The sequence below is a fragment of the Crocosphaera sp. XPORK-15E genome (genome assembly GCF_034931425.1).
Lineage (GTDB): Bacteria > Cyanobacteriota > Cyanobacteriia > Cyanobacteriales > Microcystaceae > UHCC-0190.
The window spans coordinates 123,367-145,258 of sequence record NZ_JAYGHQ010000008.1 but is presented as its reverse complement, the minus strand read 5'-3'; the positions used below and the strand labels follow the sequence as shown (position 1 = coordinate 145,258).

Sequence of the window (21,892 nt, the reverse complement as noted above, 5' to 3'; positions counted from 1 at the left end):
TTCTAACAAACTTGAATCTACTACTTCCCCTAAGTCCATAATGGTTACAGAGACTGACACCCATACCCATCATCATGATCATGAGACTCCCCATACTCATGTTCATAGTGAAGCCTCATTAAAGCAAATTATTAACCGTTTGTCTCGCATTGAAGGCCATATCAGAGGGGTAAAAACAATGGTATCAGAAAGTCGTCCTTGTCCTGAAGTTTTGATACAATTAGCAGCAGTTAGAGGAGCCGTTGATCGGGTATCTCGTTTAATTTTAGATGAACATTTGAATGAATGTGTTGCTCGTGCGGCTAAAGAAGGTAATATTGAGGAGGAACTTGAACAATTAAAAGCAGCATTAGATCGTTTTTTACCTTAATCGTTAATCTTTCTCAAAATCAAGAATCATATAACGGATTAATCCCAATTTACTGACAAATTCAAGTCCTTGAGTAGAGCGCACCATATTGTCATCACCATCTTGGCACATTAAACGATTAACCAAGGGATAAGTGGGAAGGGTATTGCGATTAATATCCTCTATTTTTGTTAATTTAAACCCTGTCTTTTTGGCAATTTCTTCATATTTTGAGATAGGAATGAAGTTAATAGGTAAGGCATTCTTTGCCTTTGGTTTACCATAAGTTTGACCAACTAGAGGATTAATTTTATGTTCAATCCATTGCCAAATTCCAGCAAAGTTTTTGGTGGGAAGAAAATCACAAATTGTCAGTTTTCCCTGCTCTTTTAAGAGACGATAAGCTTCCTTAAAAAATTGCTCACGACTGGGAAAGGAGAAGATACATTCTAAGGCTAACACTCGATCAAAATCCGGTTGCATCAAAGGAATTTGGCAAGCATTAGCTTCAACAAAATCAATGGTATTAGTAGCTTGAGGTAAAACTTTTTGTCTAGCTCTAACTAATTGTTGAGCATCAATATTAACTCCGACCAAATTTAAGTGATTAAAGTTATCATTTAACCAGGAAATAGTGCCTCCAAAACCACAACCAACATCGAGAATATTTTGATTATTTTCGATAGAAGCTGCTTGACAAACTTTTTTTGATAAATTATCAGCAGCTACGGCAAAATCATCTAGATTTCCAGTCGCTGTCTTAGGATTTTCCCAATAACCCCAATGGATATGTTTACCAAAAGCGGCCAAAGCTTCTTGATTGCCTTCTTCAAACTTTTCGGGGAGATTATCAAAATATGCGGTGGAAGTTCGGGTCATATTCTTGGTTAAACTTATTTCCTTATTAAATATATACAGCTTTGAGCAAGTTTGTCAATATTATGTCAATTAACTACCGTTTACTTCCCTACTCTCAATTACCTAGAAACCAATGAAAAGTTAGATCAATATTTAGCCAAGATTAATAAATTTTAAACGATTAACTAATTTAACCAGTAGAGACGTTTTCTGAAACGTCTCTACAATTGTGTAATATGATTGGTTAATTATTAATTGAATAGACTCTCCCTTTCCAACCTCCTCCTTTACCGCGCCAATGTCGCCAAGCAGAATCTAAAGTCATTAAACTATACAAAAGACCAATAATAGGTAAACTAAATCCCCACAGTGGAGAACAGCGATATAATTTTAAGGTAGGCATATAAGAAATTGCCATCATTAACCAAGTAATTCCCCCAATTATTCCTATTAATTGATTACCCATAAGCACCCCTAAAATTAAACTAATTGGTGCAACTAAATATACTAAAATCATTCCTAACAGCGTTCCTAATAACAAGAAAGGGGAATAATATAACTGAGTATAGGCTGTTCTTGCTACCATATTCCAAATAGAATCTAAACTATCATAAGGCCGTAAACTTCGGGTTTTTTCACTTAATCCTAACCAAATTCCTTGAGTGGTATTTTCGCTATTTTCCTGTAATTTAGCTTTAACTGCGGCTGCTAAAGAACAATCATCAATTAACGCCTTACTAACGACTTCTATACCGCCAATTTCTTCTAAAATATCCCGACGAATTAAAATACATCCTCCTGCTGCTGCTGCCATTTTATTACGAGGATTATTTACCCAAGAAAAGGGATAAAGTTTCTCAAAGAAAAAGACAAAAGCAGGAATTAAAAATCGTTCCCAAAAACTCTGACATCTTAACCAAACCATCAAAGAAGTTAAAGCCAAATTTTCTTCTTCTGCTTTAGTAATTAATTCCCGTAAATTGCTAGAATGATGCTCAATATCAGCATCCGTTAACAGGAAATAATCTGGCTTATTTTCTTGTTTTTGGGCTTGACAAATTCCCTGTTCCATGGCCCATAATTTTCCTGACCAACCTGGGGCTAAAGGTTGTCCTGAAATGACTTGTAAACCCTCAGATTTTTGGCAATTATTGGCGACTTCTTGGGCTACATTACCCGTATTATCATCACTTTGATCATCCACTAAAATAATAGAAAAGTTGCCAGGATAATCTTGAGTCAATAAAGATTTTAAACTAATTGGTAAGACATCCGCTTCATTTCTGGCAGGAATAACAGCACAAACAGAAGGATAATGATTTAAGGGCTTTAAATTAGGATTAATTCGTTGATTACTGAACCAAAATCCTCCCCTAAAGAGTAATAAATATAGCCAAATAATCAAAGATAAAATTGCTATTGAAACGAATATATTCATCATCATTGAAAATAACTAATAATTAATTATTGGCTGTTGACAGTTCCCTTTTAAATAGTTAGCTGTGCTTGTTCATTAAAGCATTGACGATAAACTCCTTCTGTAACTAAAATAGCCGTTAGGATATTTGTTAACATAATCATAAAAAGGATCAAAATTTGATAAGAAGCCGCATTTAAAGGATCACTTCCCCCCAAAACCTGTCCCGTAAACATTCCCGGTAAACTCACAATTCCCACCACCATCATTTGATTTAAAGTAGGAATTAAACTCACCCGAATGGCATCTTTTCGATAAGTAGCGATCGCCTGTTGCGGAGTCGCTCCTAAACATAAATAGGTTTCTACCTCCCGTTGATTATGATTAATAGAATTAACCAAACGTTCCCCTGATAATGATCCACTATTCATGGCATTTCCCAAAACCATACCAGTCAAAGGAATTAAATACTGGGGAGAATACCAAGTTTCCGGCTGAATAATCAAAATTAGGGCATAACTGAGGGTTAAACCACTACTGACGAATAAAGAACCCCAAATCAGCGCAAATAAGCCTCTACCCTTATGAGGAATGCGATTTCGGCTGACTTTGGCCGCAATAGTTAACATTACCCCTAAAATGGCTAAAACAGGGAGAGGATGATTTAATTCAAAGATGGCAGCGATCGCATAACCGACGACTAATAGTTGTAGTAGCGATCGCCCTGTGGCTAACAATAATTGTCCTTCTAAGCCTAATTTTTGCCAATTTGATAGAACAATAGCCATCGCCATAATTCCTAATGACCATCCTAAATCTACCGTATCTAATTCAATAACGCCCTTCACCCTATTTATCTCCTAAATTTTTGTGTAGGGTGGGTTAGGTGGCGATCAATTATGCTACTCATCGGTTAATTTATGAACCACCGTAACCCACGATTAAAAGTAATGGCAAGCTTAACCAAAATAAGGGGGTTCATTGCCTGGTTTCCATTTGATATTACAACCAATACTAGGTTTTTGCTCAGAATCAAGAGATTTATCCCCTAAAACCCCTTCAATGGCTGCCCGTAAATCTTTTCCAGTGACAGGGAGAGCATTACCGGGCCGACTATCATCTAATTGTCCACGATAAACCAGGATTTTGTTGCGATCAAATAGAAAGAAATCAGGAGTACAAGCGGCAGTATAAGCTTTAGCAATTTCTTGGCTTTCATCATGACAAAATGGAAAATTAAATCCCAAAGTTTCTGCCATTAGCTTCATATTTTCGGGAGAATCATCAGGGTATTTTATAATATCATTTGTACTAATAGCCACAATCCCTAGGCCTTGCTCAACATAATCATTTCCGAGTTTAGCCAATTCTTCCTGAATGTGCTTAACAAAGGGACAATGAACACAAATAAACATCACTAATAAGGCTTTTTTGTCCCCAAAAGTATCTAAAGATATAGTCTTTTCTGATACGGCATCAACTAAAGCAAAATCGGGGGCTTTTGTGCCGAGGGGTAACATCGTTGAAAGGGTTCTTACCATAATAATTGCTCCTTAAAGAAGTTTCTTTTTAGCTTATTCTAATGAAAAAAGTTGTTAATTACCAACCCATTTTTGTTCTTGAGACAAAACTTTTACAATTTCTTTAACAATTCATCAACTTTGGTAATCCCGTCCTTGTTATCATATTGCTGATAAAGTTGACGGGCTTGATCTAAAGCTTTTCTTGCTTCTTTTTTTCTGCCTCTCTCTTTAAAAGCAACTCCTAAATAATAATAAGGTTCAGGATTTTGGGGAATAATTTCAATTAAATCTTTATAAGTTACAATAGCACCTAAATAATCTTTTTGGGCTAATTGAATTCTGCCTACTCCTGCATGAGCTTCAGGAGATTTGCGCTTAAGATAGGAAATTCTTCGATAAATTTTTAAGGCTTCATCTAAATTATTTTGAACTTCAAGAATCCTAGCAATTTTTAATTGAACTTTATAATTACTTGGATCAATTCTTTCAGCAGTTTCTAACTGTTTTAACCCTAAATCCAACTGTCCTTTTTGTAAAAATGCACTGGCTAATTGTAATCTTAATTCACTATTCCTCGGAAACCGATCCACCGCGTTACTTAAATATTGAATCGCTTTCTCAACCTCTTTTTGTTGCAGTAAAGAAGACCCCATAATAGCAAAAGCTTCAGGATTATTCGGATTAAGTGCAATCACTCGTTTATAGGATTCTGCTGCCCCTTCATAGTCTCCCTGACGCAGCAAAACAACTCCTAACCCGATGTAACTTTTAATTGATTTTGGGTCAAGTTGAATGGCATAATAATAAGCTGAAGATGCGTTCCTATTATCCCCAATATTCGCCAAACTATACCCTAAAGCATAATAAAAATCCGCATTACTAGAATCTAATTTTAGAGCTTGTTGATAATATTTAACTGCTGCTTGATAATTACCCTGTTGTGCGTGTAAATAAGCTAAACCAGAAAAGATTTTCGGATTGTCCCCATCCATGGTAGATGCTTGCTCATAAATAGCGATCGCTTGTCGATAATCTCCCGCATCCACCGCTTCTCTGCCGGCCCGTAGTAAATCATCAAGTTGTTGATTATTAGCCCCTTGAGCGAGCATTAAAGAGGGGTTAGGATAGGCGATCGCAGGTGCAAGGGAACTACTCAGTAAAAATGTTGCTATCCAGGGTAAGGTTGCTTTAGCAAACATGGCTTCAAATATTAGTAACTTTAACAAGCATAGTAACAGAAGTCTTTCCCCTATTGTTCTTATTACTTATTACTTACTCTTTACCTTGCCCGTAATTCGATAGTATCTTCCTTAATCATCACATCATAATGCCCATAAAATGATTGTCCCAACAAGCCAATGGGAAGGGCTGGATTAATGGCAATTTCTATACTTGATGATACCAGTTCCCCTGCTTTCACAGAAGCTACCTTACTAATACCAATGGGAACTACACCCCCTGCTGTTTGAGAGAAGGAGCCTCGTTCGGGTTTTAAGCCCATCACTGATGCCATATCGGTACTAATGGTAATCCCACTGGCTCCTGTATCAAAGAGCATCTCAAAGGTATGTTTACCATTAAAAGTCACATCAACCACCGGAATACCTGAATCTCGGCGTTTAATGGGAACTCTAAAAACAGTTTGGTTGGTTGAGGCGTTAGACTTGGGCGGATGAGGTGCGCCTCCCCCACAGAGATGACCTAAATCAATATTCTGTCCGTTGGTCCCTTGTAAAAAGCAAGATTGTTCCGCTAGAGTTTGGGGAACCTGCGCCGTTAATGTGATACTTGTAACCACAACGAGAGTGCTGAGGATTCGTTGAATGACCATAACAGCTAATGAATTAATGAGTATGAAAGCTTCTTGTTTAGTATTCCCAAGATGATGACTACAATTAACATTCTCGTCAATCTAACTAAGTTGAGACAATTTTCTGTGATAGTAGTCACATTTCAACTGTGATCTAAATCATCTCCTCAACCGAGATTTTTCAGAGAGATTGGGGAACACTCAATAATATAGCAGAACCCTATTGTGAGAGTCTATGATCTATGAGAACAACGATTGCTTTTTGTGCTTCTTTGGTTTCTAGCAGCTTCATTTTGGCTACCCCCGTGATGGCACAAGAATTTTCCCGCAACAGCCCTTATCATATCAACAATTGTGATTATAGCAATTATTTAATTACCAATAATGGACAGTGTGTCGATTTATCGGGAGATGGTTCGAGTCGCTATAATTTTTATGAAAGTAAATTTTTAACTGCCTTACAAAAAGCTGGTGTTTCTATTAGTTATGAAAGTTGTCAACCAGGTTTATTAGGTCATTATCAACCCGCACCTAACCGGATGACTATTTGTCAAAATAATCGAGAAGATTTTACCCTTTATATCGAAACTTTAGCCCATGAAAGTTGGCACGTCGTTCAAGACTGTGCGGCAGGATTTGATAATGGTGATGTGATCCCAATTATGAAGACAGATTCATCTACCTATCGTTCCATTTTAGTCAGTTTGGGGTCTGCTGATTGGGAAAGTTTAAATCTTTATGATCCCCAAGATTTACCCTATGAAATGGAAGCCTTTATGATGGAAAAACACCCCGATCAAGTGTTAAAGGCGTTAAATGCTTGTGCTTCTCGTCGTTGAATTAGGGGTTAGGAGTTAGGGGTTAAGGAATAGAAAAAATTCCCCCTCTAACTCCCTCTCTGAACAGAAAAAAAAGACGTTTTTCCTGTTATTCCTTGTCAAAAACTATCTTGATTGACCCCAAACCTTATAATCACCAAAACCGTTCTGAATTCGGCGCGTAGTGACGATTATTTCCCCACAAACTGCCCCAGTTGCTTCTCGGTTAAAGGCCTCGGTTCTATCCGTTGAAAATGCTCAATTCCTCTTAATTGAGTTTGGGCTAATTTCAGATTACTGATTTGGATTAATATCATATCTTTATACATCGGATCTGAGGGAGATATTCTATCAACAAATAATTCTTTTAGCTGATTTTTATCAATGGCAAAATCTAAATGCTTTAAGAATAAATCTCGCTTGTTAGGACGGACAGACACTAGATACCAGTTCACTAAATTTTCCGAAAATATGGGTTAATTAAGGCTATTTTAGTTATAGCAGAATTAACCCTGGCTTGTTGTCTTTTCCCTTGATTTAAACTCTAATTGTACTATTTCCCCAGGTTTCGGGGTCATTACTTGGGTGGAAAGCTGATGATCCCTTAATTGTTGACGAAACCCTTCTATCGTTCCCTCTTGTCGCAACACAGTAGCGAGTATTCCTTCATATTCTGTATCTTTTGCTTCTGCGGTGGGAAGAATAAATTGAGGTTTTAAGGTTTGACACAATTTAAGGCTGGTATTTTGCCCTTGTAAGACGGGAAGAAGATGCAAAATGCTAATTCCCACCACAGGGGTTAAAACAACGTCAATGGGGGCTTCTTCTGTTAAGCTGGAGCTATGATAACCGTGGGGTTCATAGTAAAGTTTATGTTCTGTGATTAAATCGATGATGACATAAGCATTTTCGACTAATTGGGGGCCAATAAGAGAACCTGGAAATGCTTTAATTTTTACCTGATTATCCAAGGTATAACTTTCCCCATGAGCTAAGGATGTCACTTGGGTGTAACCTAATTCTTGGACTACTTTGGCCCCATTGGGAGAAGCAACTACAGGAATATTATGATCTAATTCTTTTAGGGTAGGAATGTGAGCATGATCGCCTAATCCTTGGGACAAGAGAATTAAGTCAATAGGTTCCCCCAAATTATAGGTTTTTGATTTAACCCCTTTAAATAACCAGTCTAAATTACCAAATACCAAAGATCCTACTAACCAAGGGTCAAGAAGAATGCGTTTTCCGGCAATTTCTATTAACCAGGAATTATTATCAAGCCATGTTAACTGCATAAATCTGCTTCATCAATTACTTTACATTATTAGTTTTTTGTAGGGGTAATTCATGAATTACCTCTACAGATAGGCTTGTACTTAAGTTCTGAGACTGTTAAAATGTCTCTTGCTTTGTATTATTTAACCTCTAACAATTCCACATCAAAAATTAGGGTTGCATTGGGAGGAATAACACCACCAGCACCCCGCGCACCATAACCTAAGTCAGCAGGAATAATTAAAGTTCGTCGTCCTCCAACTTTCATCGAAGCAACTCCTTCATCCCAACCTTTGATGACTTGTCCTACACCAATTTTAAACGAGAAAGGCTGACCGCGATCGCGGGAACTGTCAAATTTCTTGCCATTTTCTAGGGTTCCTGTATAGTGGACTGTCACTGTTTTTCCCGTGGTGGGACTGGCCCCGTCTCCTTCTTTGACTTCAACATATTTGAGTCCAGAGGGCGTTTCTACTGTGTTTTCTAAGTCCATTTTTGTCAGTTCCTTATTGGTAATATTCAGGGTTAAAAGGGTTTCTGGAGTAATTTGGGTGATGTTTTCGGTGAGTTCACCTTTGAGGGTAGCTGCGATCGCTGTTGGTTGTTTAGGGCTACTAAACACAGAACTCAGTAGCAATAATAAACTACAGGCAGCAATAAGGCCAAAACTAATCAAAATTTCTCGCATAGATTTTCTGTTTCCCTGGTTGGTTTTCTTTAACGCCATAACTTATTCTCTAAATCTCTCACTTGACGTTCTAAACGGTCAATACGTCCTCTTAATTCATCCATTTCGGACTGACGAGGTACGCCTAAATCTTGTAACATATTGCGGAGTTGACGTTCCATGTTACCCTCAAAATTACCCTGTCCTGTTTTGATCTGTGTCATGAGATCATCAACAAAGGCTTGAGCTTGGTCAGGATTAATTTTACCTTCTTTGACCCATTGTTCGCTGACTTCTTTTAATCTTTCTGCTGCCAGTGACGTTGTTCCAATTCCTACTAGCAATAATTGCTTAATCCAGTCATTATTGTCCATGGCTTCTCTTGCCTCCCCAGCAAATTACAGGTTATGACACCCGAATTGATCACTTGACTATCTTATCGCAAGATATCATCAACCATGATTTATCTCACGACAACTCAACTTCAGCAAATTCGTCTCCATGCTCAAACTACTTATCCCCAAGAGTGTTGTGGGTTACTTTTGGGAACCCTTGAAAATCAGCACAAATTTGTGTTAGAAGTACGGGAAACTGAGAATAATTGGAGTCCTCACACTGATGAAAGTTTACCTCATCTCCCAAGTTCTACTGGCCAAACTTTAAGTAAGAACAACCGTTTTAGTATTGCGCCAGAGATTCTTTTACAAGTACAAAAAGAAGTCCGCGATCGCCAAATTAATTTGATTGGAATTTATCATTCTCATCCTGATTATCCGGCTATTCCTTCTGAGTTTGATCGTGTTATTGCTTGGCCTGCATATTCTTATTTGATTGTTTCTGTTATCTTAGGTAAAGCAACTGAACTACAAAGCTGGATACTCAATGAGCATCAGCAATTTAAACCAGAAATCATCAAATATGTTGCCTAATTCCCATCGACTCTATACAATGTCAGTGATTGTTCTTTAACTGGATAAATTGATGAAAAAAATCACAACATTTTTAGGGTTCTTTACCGGAACAACCTTAACTTTGCTTATGGGCAATACAGCAGCATCTGCGGCTTCCTTTAATTGGTCTTACACCACAGCAGGAGGGAGTATCTATACGGGAATGCTTGATGGGAATATTCAATCAAATGGAAACACTATTAATGTCACTTCTGTTATGATGAGTCAATTAAATGGGAGTTCTCTCCCTGAGACTCCTATTGTTCGTAGTAGTTCTGGTGTTTTAGGTTCTCTGGGAATTGTTTCTTTAAATGGTTTAACAATGAACTTAGGAGCTTGTACTGATACGAGTTGTAATAGTGGTATTTTTATCGGTGATTTAGGATTTGGAAGTGGTGAATTTTTTAGTACAACTGCGGATTTTGGCAATGATTTTGAAACCTTTGAATCGAGTCGTTGGACGTTAGCAGAAAAACCTCGTGTTCCTGAACCTTCTGCTACCTTAGCATTTGTTGGTTTGGGTTTAGCAGCAGTTGCTAAGTCTTCCTTAAAGAAACAATAAAAACATTAATTAAACAAGATTTAATTTTAGTTCCCTCAGTCATGGGGGATTTATTTTTTGTGATAAAGCTGTAATAAAATCTCTTGGTGAACTTGTCGGGTAATAGGATAAAAGTAAGCTAAAACTAAACTAATTATTAATAACAAGGTGGGTAATGGGCCAATAATCATCCGAATGGCCCATAAAGCTGTATCTGGTTGTTGTCCGGTACTTCCAGGAATATAACCAGCACTATCTAATAGTTTACCAACTAGAAATAAGGCTAAAGCAATGCCAATTTTTTGTAATTGTACGACTAAAGCAAAAAATATTCCTTCCCGTCTTTCCCCTGTTTTTAATTGATCTAAATCTACAACATCAGGCAACATTGACCAAGGTACAATATAAGCTGTTGCAATGCCAATTCCGGCCATAATAGCAATGACATACATTAAGATTACTTGCCCTGGTTGTAAGAAAAATAAGCCAATTACTGCTACAATTGTAAAGGGAATACCCATTAAATAAATCGCTTTTTTACCTAGACGATGACTAAGAAAATTCCACAGAATCATCATCATTAATGCTGTTCCTTGAACCGTAATTGCCATGCGGGTAAAATGTTCCTCAGATAACTTCATACAATTAATCACAAAATAGGGCAAAATTGCCGCAATTGTTTGAACACTTAACCAAGAACAAAGATAAATTCCCATCACACATAAAAAAGGAAAATTTGTCAAGATTACTTGTATTTTTTGCCACAAAGATGAGGGTGATGCTTGATGGTAATTGCCAGGTTTTTGTTCTACCTGATGATACCTTTTATAAGTTCCCCAAACACTAATAAAAATGGCAATAATGGCTATAATTCCCGCGAATAATCCTAAGATTAAATATTGTTGTTGTTTATTATCAACCCTGGAAAAAATTAGTTCAGCTAAAACCAAAGAAAAAATACTCCCTCCAATACTAAAAGCAGAACGAAAACTAATTAAATTAGTCCGCTCATCATAATCTTGAGTTAGTTCAGCAGATAAGGCACTATAGGGCAGCAAAACTGTTGTAAATGCAGCATAAAAAATTAAAGCAATTATCGTATAATAAATAATGAGCAATGTTTGATTATTAGTTGGGGGAATTGTCCACAATAAAAAACAACTTAAACCTAAAGGAATGGAACCTAAAATCATCCAAGGATAGCGTCTACCAAAACGAGAACGAGTGCGATCGCTTAACCACCCAATTAACGGATCATTTATAGCATCCCAAATTTTGCCCACCATGATAATCATGCCAGCTAAACTGGGATTTAAACCGACAACATCCGTCAAAAAAAAGAGAAAAAAGAAAACTAAAATATTACTAGGTAGGGAACCACTTAACTCTCCGATACCATAAGCTAACTTAGTTGAAAATTTTAGTTTAGTTTGGCGTTCAAAGCTTTCAAAAGATGACATTTTAACTCTTTAATTAATAATGAGTAATGAATAATGAATAATTATTCATTGATAAACAGTAAAATAAATCTGCTACAATAAATAGTCCACGCCCCTCAAAAATCGTGCGTTTACTTAGGTAAAACAACACCTATGCTAAATCCTAATTTGGAAACCATCGAACTCAATAGAGAGGAATTCCAAAGATACTCTCGTCACATTATTTTGCCAGAAGTGGGGCTAGACGGTCAAAAACGCCTAAAAGCTGCCAGTGTTCTCTGTATTGGTACCGGAGGCCTCGGCTCACCCCTTCTACTGTACCTAACCGCCGCCGGAATTGGACGCATTGGCATTGTGGACTTTGACATTGTTGATAGTTCCAATTTACAGCGTCAGATCATTCATGGGACTTCCTGGGTAGGAAAACCGAAGATTGAGTCAGCTAAAGACCGAATTTTAGAGATAAATCCCTACTGTCAAGTGGATTTGTACGAAACTCGTATTTCTTCCGAAAATGCCCTAGAGATCATGAAACCCTATGACGTGATCATTGACGGGACAGATAATTTCCCCACCAGGTATCTTACCAATGATGCTTGTGTGTTGCTCAATAAACCCAACGTTTACGGGTCAATTTTCCGCTTTGAAGGTCAAGCAACCGTCTTTAACTATCAAGGTGGCCCCAACTACCGGGACTTATATCCCGAACCCCCACCACCAGGAATGGTCCCCTCCTGTGCAGAAGGAGGTGTCTTAGGGGTACTTCCTGGCATCATTGGCACCATTCAAGCCACGGAAACCATTAAAATCATTCTGGGGGCAAAAAATACCCTTAGTGGGCGTTTATTGCTTTACAATGCCTGGGATATGGTGTTTCGGGAACTGAAGTTACGGCCCAACCCAGAACGGCCAGTGATTGAAAAATTGATTGATTATGAGCAATTTTGCGGCATTCCCCAAGCGCAAGCAGCAGAAGCACAAGAAAAGTCTGCTATTCCCGAAATTAGCGTTAAGGACTTGAAGGAATTAATGGAGCATGGGGCAGATGCTTTTGTACTAATTGATGTTCGCAATGTCAATGAGTACGAAATTGCCCGCATTCCTGGGTCTGTGTTAGTTCCCTTACCAGACATTGAAGAAGGGCCTGGCATTGAAAAAGTGCGAGAATTAGCTAAGGAACATCGTGTCATTGCCCATTGTAAGATGGGAGGGCGATCGGCCAAAGCATTAGGCATTCTCAAAAATGCTGGCATTGAAGGAACTAATGTGAAAGGAGGTATTACCGCTTGGAGTCAAGAAATTGATCCCAATGTTCCTCAATATTAAATGAAGCAATTCATCTCCGGTTAAGCCTATCGGTTTGAACGGGAGATGAATTACGACCAGCAAATAAACCCCGAAACGGGTAAGTTAAAATTAACAATCTGTTAACCCCATTCTTGGCTAAGTTACAGGATTTGATCATTATGATCAGCGATCGCATTCTCAAAAGTATCTTCTACAATAAGATCAGGAGGGCGAGCATTATGAATACAATAACAAATTATCAAAGTAAAATTAATACTCTTTGGGCAACTTTTCTTTTAGGAACTTTATTCCATACTCAACTGGGTTTAATGCCTCTATTTCATGGACAAGATATTGCCCATTCTCATGATACCAGTGATATTAGTTGGGTTTTATGGCTAATGTTAGGCTTTTTTATCTTACCCATGTTTGCCATGATTGCAACAGTTTTTACCCAGTCTAAATCTTTTCGTGTTGGGCATTTTTGGTTAACGGTAATTTACTCTTTCCTCAACTTTAGTCATATTACGGCTGATTTATTTGTCACTCCCATTGCTTGGTTTCAAATTGCCTTAATGGTCATTCTTTTTGTCATTGGGTTACTACTCAATATTGTATCTTTCCAATGGATGAAATATCACCCAAGTAGGAGAAGTTCAGAAGTGCAGGAATTGAGAAGTTCGGGGGTTTAGGTATTGGGAGTATGTTTGTAAAGTCATGCTCTTTCACAAGTAATAAGTGGTAGGGGCAAGGCATCAAGAAGTTTTATCTACTGATAGGAAATATTCATACTTTCGCCTTGCCCACTCTTAGGGTTAAAACCACAGAAGTTTAAGGAATTTGTAAGGAAACTAAATTATTTTCCGGTAAATAGCTACGAAACTTACCATGATCTGCAAACACAGCAACCAAATGTAACCAAGCATCCGGTTCCCGATGTAAGTCGGCCCAAGGAACCGCTAATTCTAAACACTGATTAAAAGCCACCTCAACCCGACTATGTTTAGGATGCCATTCATGATTATCCCAGGCCTGTTGTAACCAGAACGACTGGGTAATCAAATTAATGCCTACATGATGATGAAAATGATAATTTAAAGGAGCTTGATCGGGCAATTCAGCTAAAGGGGCAGGACTATTATAAACAGGAGAATCTGCATAATACCAAAGCAAATGTAACTCATTGGGTAAATCTTTGCCAGGTTTTACCCCCATTTTCAAATCAAACCGCAGATAAAAATTGAGGTGATCTAACCCATAAAACAACCGTTGCACTGTACTCGCTTTGTGCATGGTTCCCATGGCCCCACCAATTTCAATACGTCCTGCTTTTGCCCAGTCCTGTTCATCCCCATAACCATCAATAATCGGTTGAATAAACCCTTGAGGACGGCGATCGCCTTTTCGGACATGATCTTCTAAGGGTTGATATAATTTGGACGGAACAGGTTCATTGAGGCTATGATAAACCCCCCGTAAATGTTCCCGAAATAATTCATCAAACAGGGCATCATCATTAGAAGAATGACCATCCCCAAACCACCAAAACCAGTCAGATCCTTCCGCTGCATATAAAGCTTCCCAAGCATTGGGGTTAGTTTCTTCCGTTGCTTCAGGATGTTTGGCCATCATCTTACGGGTTTCGGTGAGTAAGTCCCAAGCTTTATTTTTCACCGGATCACCGATCCAAGTGCTAAAGCTTCCATCTACCCATGATCCACTATGTAACTTTTCAGCAGGAATCGTTTCTGTTGCCGGAAATTTGTCTAAAAATTCGGAAACTGTCACCAGTTTGATGTCTTCATCCTGACTTAACCGTTTATATAACTCTCTTAAGAAGGGTAAACCATCATCTTGATAGAATTCCCAACAATTTTCCCCATCTAGGGCTATAGTAACTAACCAAGGTTGTTGTAGACTGGTTTCTTCTCCTTCTTGTCGTTCAATTAAAGAACGAGAAATTGCTTCTAAATGGCCGGTTAAATCAGAAACCGCATGACGGACATCCATTCCCCCATAGGTAAACCCAATTAAGTCCGATAAACGGTGATCTCGAAACACAATAGAAACATCACCATAGAGGGTTTCTAAGCGATAGGGACGATAAATTAATTCAGGTTCATAGACATTTCCTGTCTCATCTCGATGGAAAAAGTGCTTAAGACTCCATCCTAATACCGCTTCATCGGAACAGATCCACTTAAATTTTGCTTGGGCAATATAGGGCAAAATCGCAGGACTCACGGACTGTTCTGAGGGCCAGAGTCCTCTCGCTTCTCTACCAAAACGCTCATAATACACCTCTCTCGCTTTCCGCAGGTGACGGGGAATGTCCTGGGGATACTGAAACCGTTTTTCGGGTAATTCCATCTGAGGAATAGCCACGAGTCCAGCATTAGTATCCGCGAGTAAGGGTAAGATCGGATGACTATAGGGGGTTGTCGTTACCTCTAATTGCCCCGCATCTTGCATCTTTTTATGTTGGGGGATAATTTGACTGATAATCTCCCGATGTTTGGCAATGATTCTCTGGCGATCGCTTAAAGTAAAGCCTTTTCCTTGTTCAAACCAAGCGGCAATATCGGGATCTTTTTCCCGAAAAATTGGATCGATCCAAGCTAAATTATGCCAAGCTAATAAGTCACTATAATCTCGATCTGTCCAGTTTTCTAAACACCATCTGATGCCTGTTTCCTGTCGTTGTTCATAAAGTTTGGCATAACGAGGATGAGGATCAATTAAAGTACGATGGTGAGCATCAAAAAAGTGTTTAATAATAGCTTGTTTTTGTGTTTCGGTGAGTTGTTCTTCTGGAGTTAAAGTCAAGGCCATATAAGGATCAATGGCTGTTCCCTCACTATAATCCTCTAGTTGCAAGATTAAGGACGGGACTAAATTTACAGTCTGATGTAATTGAGGATATTCTTCTAAAACGAGAACCAGATCCAAATAATCTTTGACACCATGTAACCGCGCCCAAGGCATCCGATATTGTCCATTGGGATCGGCAATAGCTTCACGGGATTTATATAAGGGTTGGTGTTGATGCCAGATAAATGCAACGTATAGAGGATGGGCCATTATTAATATTTAATCTCTTTTTTGAGGTCACTTACCTATTTAGATTAACGCGAAATTTCCCTTTCTTTGTCCTTTTGTCCTTACTTGTTCACATTTTTTGCTCCATCCACATACACAAAGTATCTTTTTTGTCAAGCTCAGTTTATAAATATTGATAATATGCTTCACAATTTTTAATAATAGTCACCCGAAACCTTCTGATTTTTGGTGATTATTGGTCAGGGTTTCTTGACAAGTTTTTGAGTTTACTAGGATTGAGGGGACTTTTTTAATATTTGTCTATAAAATAAGCCTATTGTATAATACTAACACTTAATTCTGAAAATTGCCAAAATCCGATTATGGGTCAAATTCAGGCAAAATCAGGGAAAATAGATCATTGATTAAGTTTTGTAAAGTTAGTAGTTTGATTGAAAAGAATGATGGTATTGACAAAAGCCATAAAATAACTTAATCAATAGTAAATAATTAATCTTTTTGGTCATTAAACTTAGGATTAAAGACTTTTTTATACTGTAAACTGGTAGCACCAAAATTAATTAAAAGTCCAATAGGAAAATCATAAGCAACGACATAATTTTTAGCTTGTGCAAGATGGACATTTTCTAAATTAATAACAGCTTTGAGTTCAACAATAACATTATCTTCTACGATGAAATCTGCTCGTCTTATCCCGACTTGTATTCCTTCATAATAGATAGCTTGTTCTTTTTCCCTAGCAAAAGTCAGTCCTGTTTTTTGCAGTTCAATGACTAAACATCTTTGATAAATGACCTCTTGAAACCCATTGCCTAATGTGTTATGAATCTTCATTGAGCAACCGATAATTTTATAGGTGATGTCTTCTAGTTTCATATCCTTCCCCCATAAGTATCAGGATTAATCAGGATTATAAGATTTACAGGATTAAGTGGAAGCATTCTCTAACAATCTCATCCTCTTATCGATAACCTAATCCTGTTCATCCTATCATCTTCAAAATCCTGATCCTGGCAATTAACCGATAAAATAAAATAATATCCCCCATTGCTCATACTCAAAAATCATGCCCCTTACCACTCCCGTTGACTTCCAAGATAAATTTGATGTCATTGTTGTGGGTGCTGGCCATTCGGGATGTGAAGCCGCCCTGGCAGCAGCCCGTTTAGGGTGTCGTACCCTCATGTTAACCCTCAACCTCGATCGCATTGCCTGGCAACCCTGTAACCCCGCAGTGGGTGGCCCAGCAAAGTCCCAATTAACCCATGAAGTGGACGCATTAGGGGGAGAAATCGGCAAAATGGCTGATCGCACCTACTTACAAAAACGGGTTCTCAATAGCTCACGGGGCCCCGCAGTTTGGGCCTTACGGGCCCAGACGGATAAACGGGAATATTCGGCAGTGATGAAGGAAATTGTCGAAAATCAAGATAATTTGAGCATTCGTGAAGGGATGGTCACAGATTTAGTTTTGGGGAACAATGATGAAGTAATAGGAATACAAACGTACTTTGGAACTTGTTTCGGGGCCAAAGCAGTTATTTTGACCACTGGAACCTTTTTAGGGGGAAAAATCTGGATCGGTAATAAATCGATGGAAGCAGGCCGGGCAGGAGAATTTGCGGCCGTTGGGTTAACGGATACCCTTAACCAGTTGGGGTTTGAGACGGGACGACTTAAAACAGGGACTCCTGCACGGGTAGACAGGCGATCGGTAGACTATACTAACCTGGAACCCCAACCCCCTGATGAGGAGGTGCGTTGGTTCAGTTTTGACCCGGATCTTTGGGTCGAACGAGAACAAATGAATTGTTATTTAACTCATACCACTGCTCAAACCCATCAATTAATCAGAGATAATTTACATTTGTCTCCTATTTATGGCGGGTTTATTGACTCAAAAGGGCCCCGTTATTGTCCTTCTATTGAAGATAAAATTGTTCGGTTTTCTGATAAAGAAAGTCATCAAATTTTTATTGAACCGGAGGGAAGAAATATCCCTGAATTGTACATTCAAGGGTTTTCTACTGGTTTACCGGAGAATATTCAATTAGCTATGTTAAGAACCCTTCCTGGGTTAGAAAACTGTATTATGTTGCGTCCTGCTTATGCAGTGGAATACGATTTTTTACCCGCGACCCAATGTTATCCTACCCTGATGACGAAAAAAATTGCAGGGTTATTTTGTGCAGGCCAAGTCAATGGAACAACGGGTTATGAAGAAGCAGCAGCGCAGGGTATTGTGGCCGGAATTAATGCTGTTAAATATGTGAAAGATGAGGAGATGATTATCTTTTCCAGAGAAGAAAGTTATCTGGGAACATTAATTGATGATTTATGTACTAAAGATTTACGAGAACCCTATCGGATGTTAACTTCTCGGTCTGAATATCGTCTCATTTTACGGTCTGATAATGCAGATCAAAGAATGACTCCTTTGGGTCGAAAAATTGGCTTAATTGATGATCGTCGTTGGTCTTTATTTCAACAAAAACAGGCTAATATTGTCGCAGAAAAAGAACGCCTTTACGAAACCAGAATAAAAGAACGGGATGAAGTCGGAATGATTATTGCTAAGGATATTCAACAAAAAATAAAAGGTTCAGTTACCCTAGCAGACTTGTTACGTCGTCCTCAATTTCATTATAGTAATTTAGAACATTATGGCCTCGGAAATGAGCAATTAACTACTGTTGAAAAAGAAGGGGTCGAAATTGAGCTTAAATATTCCGGTTACTTAAAACGTCAACAAATTCAAATTGAACAAATTAGTCGTCATAGTAACCGAAATTTACCCCCAGATCTTGATTATATGACCATTGAAACCCTCTCTATGGAAGCTAGGGAGAAATTAACTAAAATTCGTCCCTTAACCCTTGGCCAAGCGTCTCGTATTGGAGGAGTCAACCCCGCAGATATTAACGCTTTATTAGTCTATTTAGAAATGCGATCACGTTATCAGTCCCTATCAGCTTTATCAGAATAAAGAGACTAGCTATAGAAGTTATATTTTCTATAGCTAGTATTCTTAGACAAGCAGGATTAAAATGATCAACAAATATTTGATTGTTCTCGAAAAAAGTGAAACTGGATTTTCTGCTTATTCACCTGATATATTAGGGTGTATTGCTACAGGTGAAACCTTGGAAGAAACCACTAAAGAAATGGAATCTGCCTTAGCATTACATTTATCAGATATGGAAGAATTACCTCAAGCACGAGGAATTGATTCTTATTTAGAAGCATTACAAGATTCAGAAGGAGAAGAATTTTATTTGACTTTTATTTCAATTCCAGTTTCCCGTCAACTATCACCAAGATAAACAATCAAACTTAAAGAACCATATTTTTGAGGAAATTAATCATTAATTACATCCTGATTTATCCGTTTATGTTCAATAAATTAGTTGAATTTCATTAATCAATTCCCTCTGGCACACGAATACTAACACGGCCTTCAGGAGTGACAATGATCTCGCCTCCTAATGCTTTAATTTCTGTTATGGCCCTTTCTTGGGTTTTCGCATCAACTGATCCCGATAAAACCTGTGTCCAAGCACCAATTTGAGCAACTTTACTCTGGGGATTTTTTTCTAAAAATTTAACCGTTTCTCGTCTGCGTTTAGCAGTATTTTGACTGCCTTCATCTGGATAAGTTTCAGCCCAATTAGCTGCCATTGTATTTGAGTTTTTGGCAGCTTCAACATCTCCTAAAAATAATAACTCATCTATCCCTTTATAAATCCAGAGATAATAGGGAGGATACACAGGAGAGATGACTTTACTCGGTGTCTCTTTTAAACTTTTTTCTAGATAGGCCACAGTTTTATCAGGTTGCCCCGCAAAAATAGAAGTAGACACCGAAATTTTAAGAGTGGCATCAACAAAACGAGGATCTCGATCAACCACTAATTCCAAATAATCAGGACTTAAAGAATATCCTGTCTCACCACGGGCTTCTCCATCACCAAAATATTGAATAAAACGCAAGTAAAACCAATCAGCTAACAAATTATTAAACCCAATATTCGGAACCCCTTTATAAACATCCAATTGAACTTTTTCCAGTTGTTCTTGTTTTTTATATTCGGCGGTAGTTAACTTGGCTTGGTTGGGGTTAAGGCGGTATTTTTGTAGCCAAATAACCCCCGTTAAACTCAAGGAAATGATGGCTAAGGTTCCTATCATTTTTCCTAACTGTTGTGGTGGCAATTGCAGCTTCATTGATAATTTCTGGGAGTAAGACTAGGATTAAGATCATCAATCCTATCCTAGCTTAATCAACCCTTCATTGTCTGTCCTACTCAACAATTTGTTAACTTTTCTTAATGGCTACCACTCCCTAATAAAAATAGACTAATCAGCGTCCCACTATTCCAAAGACTATGGACTAACATCGAGGAAAGAAGATTCCGCGATCGCGTATAAACAACTCCTAAGACAATTCCTAAGATGGCTAAAGGTAGCACCTCTGATAAATTTAAGTGAGCAACCGCAAAGATTAAACTACTCAAAATAATCGCTCCCCATACGGGAAAATACCGAGTTAAGGAAGGTAATAAAAAGCCTCGAAACATGATTTCTTCGTAGACAGGGGCTGCGATCGCTGCGGTAAAGTAGAAAATACCTAAAACTACATTATCTTGTGCTTCTAAGGCGAGAGAAAGTAAGGGGTTGCTGCCTCCTTGTCCCTGCCAAATTTGTTGATTAATTAAGGAAACAATTACCACTAATGGTAAGGCGACTAAATAACCAGAAACTCCCCACACTATCCAGTTACTAAACAACTTAAATTTAAACCAATCTTTCGGTAAGGGAAAAAAGGGTTTAATTGAAAAATATAGTACCCCAAGTCCACCTAAAGCCATTGCTAAATAACTTACTAATACATAGATGGCTTTTCCCCGTAAGTCAGCATTAGTCAGATCAATATTTAGGAAACTAAATATAATGGGAAGGACAATTTGTCCTACAAAAAAGAAACCAACAACTAAAACTTGCCAAAAGGTTTCTGCTGTCCAAGGTGTTTGCCAATTAAATTGTTGATCAATGGCTAAAATAGCATTTCCTTTCGGAAGAAATAACTGAATTAAAAGAAATATCAATAGCCCAAAGCCAATTAATCCCCCTAAGATGGGAATAATGGCAACTAAAGTTAGTTTAATAATGGCTTGACTAGCGACTTCTTGTTGTTGAGTTTGTAAGCTTATTAAATTAGCTTGACTATCTTGAAGCTGATAAAGTTTAGTTAAGGCATAATCACGAAACCACCCGGTTAATTCATCTTTAATTATTGTTTCTGAATTGTCTAATATTTGGGGTTGAGGACTCCATAAATTAATTAGGACATCAGTTAACATTTGGGGAGAAACACTAGAGTTATTTTGTAACTGATTTGAGGCTATATTTTTCCAGGTTTTTAAGGCAGCTTCAACATTTTTTTGATGGGCTTCAAGTAGACCAATTTTTAATGCTAATTTATTGATTTCCTCAGCTTGTTTTTGGATTTCTTGTTGTATTTGTTTTTGATCAGCAGACAGAGGGAGAATAGAGTTTAGATTGTTGTTAACATCTTTTTCTAAAGTTAGTGATGGAGAATTTAGACTGTTGAAATTAGATTCTAATCTATCTAAATTCTTTTGGGAAAGTTCACGCGCTTCTTGATATTGACTTAGGGCTAATTTATCAGTATTTTTTCCCAATAAAGCTTGTCTTACTTCGTTAAATTCAGCTAGATTATCTCCAGATAATTCTGATGCTTGAAGGACTAAATTTGTTTGATAGAGTTGTAAGTTTGATTGAATTTGTGGTTGACTAATACTCCCAATAATTGAGAATAATAAAGGAATCACTGAAACAATAGTGATGACTATTAGAATTAATCGCTTTGTTGTCATT

At 37.9% G+C, this 21,892-nt stretch carries 23 protein-coding genes; 8 read left to right on the top strand and 15 right to left on the bottom strand.

The window, feature by feature from the left end; genetic code table 11:
* Positions 1–40 precede the first annotated feature (40 nt).
* A complete protein-coding gene (locus VB691_RS10235; protein WP_323291390.1) occupies positions 41–370 on the top strand; it encodes a metal-sensing transcriptional repressor in 330 nt (109 codons plus the stop codon).
* A 3-nt stretch (positions 371–373) separates the two neighbouring features.
* Here the strand turns inward: VB691_RS10235 and VB691_RS10230 are convergent, their stop codons facing one another.
* The 6 genes from VB691_RS10230 to VB691_RS10205 form a co-directional block, all read right to left on the bottom strand.
* A complete protein-coding gene (locus VB691_RS10230; protein ID WP_323291389.1) occupies positions 374–1,228 on the bottom strand; it encodes a class I SAM-dependent methyltransferase in 855 nt (284 codons plus the stop codon).
* 223 nt (positions 1,229–1,451) lie between these two features.
* On the bottom strand, positions 1,452–2,648 hold the full coding sequence (locus VB691_RS10225) for a glycosyltransferase (protein ID WP_323291478.1): 1,197 nt from the start codon (positions 2,646–2,648) through the stop codon (positions 1,452–1,454).
* Between the two features lie 47 nt (positions 2,649–2,695).
* A complete protein-coding gene (locus tag VB691_RS10220) occupies positions 2,696–3,472 on the bottom strand; it encodes an ABC transporter permease (protein ID WP_323291388.1) in 777 nt (258 codons plus the stop codon).
* A gap of 111 nt (positions 3,473–3,583) precedes the next feature.
* Positions 3,584–4,165: a thioredoxin family protein gene (locus VB691_RS10215; protein ID WP_323291387.1), complete on the bottom strand. Its 582-nt coding sequence runs from the start codon at positions 4,163–4,165 to the stop codon at positions 3,584–3,586.
* A 92-nt stretch (positions 4,166–4,257) separates the two neighbouring features.
* Positions 4,258–5,346 carry a tetratricopeptide repeat protein gene (locus VB691_RS10210; RefSeq protein ID WP_323291386.1) on the bottom strand — a complete coding sequence of 363 codons (1,089 nt, stop codon included), beginning with the start codon at positions 5,344–5,346 and terminating at the stop codon, positions 4,258–4,260.
* An 80-nt stretch (positions 5,347–5,426) separates the two neighbouring features.
* Entirely contained in the window at positions 5,427–5,978 is a 552-nt protein-coding gene (locus VB691_RS10205; protein ID WP_323291385.1) for a retropepsin-like aspartic protease, read from the bottom strand.
* A gap of 221 nt (positions 5,979–6,199) precedes the next feature.
* Between VB691_RS10205 and VB691_RS10200 the strand changes: the two genes are divergently transcribed.
* Entirely contained in the window at positions 6,200–6,796 is a 597-nt protein-coding gene (locus VB691_RS10200) for a hypothetical protein (protein WP_323291384.1), read from the top strand.
* A 170-nt stretch (positions 6,797–6,966) separates the two neighbouring features.
* Here VB691_RS10200 and VB691_RS10195 read toward each other — a convergent pair whose 3' ends face one another.
* The 4 genes from VB691_RS10195 to VB691_RS10180 form a co-directional block, all read right to left on the bottom strand.
* Positions 6,967–7,230: a hypothetical protein gene (locus tag VB691_RS10195; RefSeq protein WP_323291383.1), complete on the bottom strand. Its 264-nt coding sequence runs from the start codon at positions 7,228–7,230 to the stop codon at positions 6,967–6,969.
* Positions 7,231–7,281: 51 nt separating this feature from the next.
* Positions 7,282–8,070 (bottom strand): MBL fold metallo-hydrolase, encoded by a 789-nt coding sequence (locus tag VB691_RS10190; protein ID WP_323291382.1) that lies wholly within the window; start codon positions 8,068–8,070, stop codon positions 7,282–7,284.
* A 119-nt stretch (positions 8,071–8,189) separates the two neighbouring features.
* A complete protein-coding gene (locus VB691_RS10185) occupies positions 8,190–8,738 on the bottom strand; it encodes an FKBP-type peptidyl-prolyl cis-trans isomerase (protein ID WP_323291381.1) in 549 nt (182 codons plus the stop codon).
* Between the two features lie 29 nt (positions 8,739–8,767).
* Positions 8,768–9,091, bottom strand: a complete 324-nt coding sequence (locus VB691_RS10180) for a phasin family protein (protein ID WP_323291380.1) — start codon at positions 9,089–9,091, stop codon at positions 8,768–8,770.
* An 84-nt stretch (positions 9,092–9,175) separates the two neighbouring features.
* Here VB691_RS10180 and VB691_RS10175 point away from each other — a divergent pair, with 84 nt between their 5' ends.
* Positions 9,176–9,646: a M67 family metallopeptidase gene (locus VB691_RS10175; protein WP_323291379.1), complete on the top strand. Its 471-nt coding sequence runs from the start codon at positions 9,176–9,178 to the stop codon at positions 9,644–9,646.
* A 52-nt stretch (positions 9,647–9,698) separates the two neighbouring features.
* A complete protein-coding gene (locus VB691_RS10170; protein WP_323291378.1) occupies positions 9,699–10,229 on the top strand; it encodes a hypothetical protein in 531 nt (176 codons plus the stop codon).
* A gap of 50 nt (positions 10,230–10,279) precedes the next feature.
* Here VB691_RS10170 and VB691_RS10165 read toward each other — a convergent pair whose 3' ends face one another.
* Complete coding sequence (locus VB691_RS10165) at positions 10,280–11,668, bottom strand: MFS transporter (protein WP_323291377.1); 1,389 nt, start codon at positions 11,666–11,668, stop codon at positions 10,280–10,282.
* Between the two features lie 132 nt (positions 11,669–11,800).
* Between VB691_RS10165 and moeB the strand changes: the two genes are divergently transcribed.
* The gene (gene moeB / locus VB691_RS10160) at positions 11,801–12,973 is read left to right on the top strand and encodes a molybdopterin-synthase adenylyltransferase MoeB (RefSeq protein WP_323291376.1); all 1,173 of its coding nucleotides are present in this window, start codon (positions 11,801–11,803) and stop codon (positions 12,971–12,973) included.
* Positions 12,974–13,173: 200 nt separating this feature from the next.
* On the top strand, positions 13,174–13,626 hold the full coding sequence (locus VB691_RS10155; protein ID WP_323291375.1) for a hypothetical protein: 453 nt from the start codon (positions 13,174–13,176) through the stop codon (positions 13,624–13,626).
* Positions 13,627–13,765: 139 nt separating this feature from the next.
* On the opposite strand, the gene VB691_RS10150 is transcribed toward VB691_RS10155, so the two are convergent.
* Positions 13,766–16,015, bottom strand: a complete 2,250-nt coding sequence (locus VB691_RS10150) for a glycoside hydrolase (RefSeq protein WP_323291374.1) — start codon at positions 16,013–16,015, stop codon at positions 13,766–13,768.
* Between the two features lie 468 nt (positions 16,016–16,483).
* Positions 16,484–16,870, bottom strand: coding sequence for a GxxExxY protein (locus VB691_RS10145; protein WP_323291373.1), 387 nt, complete (start codon positions 16,868–16,870; stop codon positions 16,484–16,486).
* Positions 16,871–17,060: 190 nt separating this feature from the next.
* Between VB691_RS10145 and mnmG the strand changes: the two genes are divergently transcribed.
* On the top strand, positions 17,061–18,980 hold the full coding sequence (mnmG, locus tag VB691_RS10140) for a tRNA uridine-5-carboxymethylaminomethyl(34) synthesis enzyme MnmG (RefSeq protein WP_323291372.1): 1,920 nt from the start codon (positions 17,061–17,063) through the stop codon (positions 18,978–18,980).
* A gap of 61 nt (positions 18,981–19,041) precedes the next feature.
* Positions 19,042–19,317 (top strand): type II toxin-antitoxin system HicB family antitoxin, encoded by a 276-nt coding sequence (locus tag VB691_RS10135; protein WP_323291371.1) that lies wholly within the window; start codon positions 19,042–19,044, stop codon positions 19,315–19,317.
* Between the two features lie 94 nt (positions 19,318–19,411).
* On the opposite strand, the gene VB691_RS10130 is transcribed toward VB691_RS10135, so the two are convergent.
* Positions 19,412–20,218 (bottom strand): hypothetical protein, encoded by an 807-nt coding sequence (locus tag VB691_RS10130; RefSeq protein ID WP_323291370.1) that lies wholly within the window; start codon positions 20,216–20,218, stop codon positions 19,412–19,414.
* Positions 20,219–20,319: 101 nt separating this feature from the next.
* A complete protein-coding gene (locus VB691_RS10125; RefSeq protein ID WP_323291369.1) occupies positions 20,320–21,891 on the bottom strand; it encodes a CPBP family intramembrane glutamic endopeptidase in 1,572 nt (523 codons plus the stop codon).
* Position 21,892 lies beyond the last annotated feature (1 nt).

What these genes read in the sequence shown, in the direction of transcription:
- VB691_RS10235 (WP_323291390.1), top strand. Translation starts at nt 41, where the DNA reads ATGGTTACAGAGACTGACACCCATACCCATCATCATGATCATGAGACT.
- VB691_RS10230 (WP_323291389.1), bottom strand. Translation starts at nt 1,228, where the DNA reads ATGACCCGAACTTCCACCGCATATTTTGATAATCTCCCCGAAAAGTTT.
- VB691_RS10225 (WP_323291478.1), bottom strand. Translation starts at nt 2,648, where the DNA reads ATGATGAATATATTCGTTTCAATAGCAATTTTATCTTTGATTATTTGG.
- VB691_RS10215 (WP_323291387.1), bottom strand. Translation starts at nt 4,165, where the DNA reads ATGGTAAGAACCCTTTCAACGATGTTACCCCTCGGCACAAAAGCCCCC.
- VB691_RS10210 (WP_323291386.1), bottom strand. Translation starts at nt 5,346, where the DNA reads ATGTTTGCTAAAGCAACCTTACCCTGGATAGCAACATTTTTACTGAGT.
- VB691_RS10205 (WP_323291385.1), bottom strand. Translation starts at nt 5,978, where the DNA reads ATGGTCATTCAACGAATCCTCAGCACTCTCGTTGTGGTTACAAGTATC.
- VB691_RS10200 (WP_323291384.1), top strand. Translation starts at nt 6,200, where the DNA reads ATGAGAACAACGATTGCTTTTTGTGCTTCTTTGGTTTCTAGCAGCTTC.
- VB691_RS10190 (WP_323291382.1), bottom strand. Translation starts at nt 8,070, where the DNA reads ATGCAGTTAACATGGCTTGATAATAATTCCTGGTTAATAGAAATTGCC.
- VB691_RS10185 (WP_323291381.1), bottom strand. Translation starts at nt 8,738, where the DNA reads ATGCGAGAAATTTTGATTAGTTTTGGCCTTATTGCTGCCTGTAGTTTA.
- VB691_RS10180 (WP_323291380.1), bottom strand. Translation starts at nt 9,091, where the DNA reads ATGGACAATAATGACTGGATTAAGCAATTATTGCTAGTAGGAATTGGA.
- VB691_RS10175 (WP_323291379.1), top strand. Translation starts at nt 9,176, where the DNA reads ATGATTTATCTCACGACAACTCAACTTCAGCAAATTCGTCTCCATGCT.
- VB691_RS10170 (WP_323291378.1), top strand. Translation starts at nt 9,699, where the DNA reads ATGAAAAAAATCACAACATTTTTAGGGTTCTTTACCGGAACAACCTTA.
- VB691_RS10165 (WP_323291377.1), bottom strand. Translation starts at nt 11,668, where the DNA reads ATGTCATCTTTTGAAAGCTTTGAACGCCAAACTAAACTAAAATTTTCA.
- moeB (WP_323291376.1), top strand. Translation starts at nt 11,801, where the DNA reads ATGCTAAATCCTAATTTGGAAACCATCGAACTCAATAGAGAGGAATTC.
- VB691_RS10155 (WP_323291375.1), top strand. Translation starts at nt 13,174, where the DNA reads ATGAATACAATAACAAATTATCAAAGTAAAATTAATACTCTTTGGGCA.
- VB691_RS10150 (WP_323291374.1), bottom strand. Translation starts at nt 16,015, where the DNA reads ATGGCCCATCCTCTATACGTTGCATTTATCTGGCATCAACACCAACCC.
- VB691_RS10145 (WP_323291373.1), bottom strand. Translation starts at nt 16,870, where the DNA reads ATGAAACTAGAAGACATCACCTATAAAATTATCGGTTGCTCAATGAAG.
- mnmG (WP_323291372.1), top strand. Translation starts at nt 17,061, where the DNA reads ATGCCCCTTACCACTCCCGTTGACTTCCAAGATAAATTTGATGTCATT.
- VB691_RS10135 (WP_323291371.1), top strand. Translation starts at nt 19,042, where the DNA reads ATGATCAACAAATATTTGATTGTTCTCGAAAAAAGTGAAACTGGATTT.
- VB691_RS10130 (WP_323291370.1), bottom strand. Translation starts at nt 20,218, where the DNA reads ATGAAGCTGCAATTGCCACCACAACAGTTAGGAAAAATGATAGGAACC.
- VB691_RS10125 (WP_323291369.1), bottom strand. Translation starts at nt 21,891, where the DNA reads ATGACAACAAAGCGATTAATTCTAATAGTCATCACTATTGTTTCAGTG.